Source organism: Glacieibacterium arshaanense (genome assembly GCF_004681125.1).
Taxonomy (GTDB): Bacteria; Pseudomonadota; Alphaproteobacteria; order Sphingomonadales; family Sphingomonadaceae; genus Polymorphobacter_A; species Polymorphobacter_A arshaanense.
Genome location: NZ_SIHO01000010.1, coordinates 1 through 1,221 on the forward strand (window position 1 = coordinate 1; position 1,221 = coordinate 1,221).

The 1,221-nt window shown below is 52.7% G+C and carries 1 protein-coding gene; it reads right to left on the minus strand.

The window, feature by feature from the left end:
• Nucleotides 1-467 precede the first annotated feature (467 nt).
• Nucleotides 468-1,103, minus strand: a complete 636-nt coding sequence (locus EUV02_RS15560) for a DUF4304 domain-containing protein (RefSeq protein ID WP_135247241.1) — start codon at nucleotides 1,101-1,103, stop codon at nucleotides 468-470.
• Nucleotides 1,104-1,221 lie beyond the last annotated feature (118 nt).

Sequence of the window (1,221 nt, forward strand, 5' to 3'; positions counted from 1 at the left end):
CACTTCTGATCATGTTGCCCGCAATTGCTTGGGTTTTGGAAATCGCAAAGCGCAATACCTAGACGGCAGCTTACACATTTGATCAGTCATTTACGAATGTCGACTACGGGGTGACCCGGCCTAACCAAGTGAACATTATCGTGGTATATCTGCAATATGGACCGTTCTGTAGTGCCTAAGTGGGTAACGTTTGTCAGCCTCGGGCTATTTGCTATCGCGATACTGATCGGGTGGCATGCGGTCCAGTTCACATCCGGGCCGCATACTCTCAGCCCACCTTGCCCGATAAACTTTGTTACCATCGAGGTGAAAGGCATCACCTACTGCGCGACAGCCACCCAAAAGCTGATGAACTACTGGGAGTCTCGGTTCAGTTGGGTGCTGCTGGCCCTCTCTCTGATACTNGGCATCTGGGATCGGTTCGGTTGCGCGCTATGGCGACAATGGCGTGGGAAACGGAAATGCGGCTATCGATCGATATCAGACGGTAGCAGACATTCGTCCTTCGAACTGAGATTCAGAGAAGACCGCTGCCTTGCTATAAGTTCTTCAGCCTTGCGGCATATTGCGATGTGATCATTTAGGTAGGGTTGTATCCGCGCAACAGCCGAATGAACGCGAGCGTCTTGCACTAACCTGAACATCGCCTTCGCCTCATCCAACCGGCCGCAAAGCGCCAATGCCATTCCCGCATGGTAGGTAGCCCAACTTCCCAAGCCTAGTTTAGCTTGGTGCACGTCAAGTTCATTTGCGGTTGCCCCGATCGAGCTGAAGCGTCCTTCTAGCGAGCGCGCTTCTTGCGCCGCCAATAGAGCCAAGTGCTTTACCTCGGGTTCAAATTGTTTGTCCGATTCATATTCGACGAACGTGGAGACGCGTTTGCCATAGTCGAAAGTTATGTGACCCTGATCCAACCAAAGAAAATGCACGGCGACGTTGAGGTAACAACCCTTGTTCCAGTTGCTCGGTTGAAACTCGACGACAGTCAGCCACCAGCCGTGATCTGCGATCCACGTGCGCGAGCGCCCTTTTTGACGAAACCCAAGTGATCCAAGTATCTGCTTGGCTGTGTTCGCAATAAGCTTGTCGTGTGGACCTGACATCGCAGTGAATTACTGACTCGCTCAGCGCTTGACAATGCCCGCAATGGTTCATTCGGTTCCGCGCCTACAATGGCAGTAGTGGGTTCGGTTTCCGTCTGGCGGCTTTTCACCCCAAGAC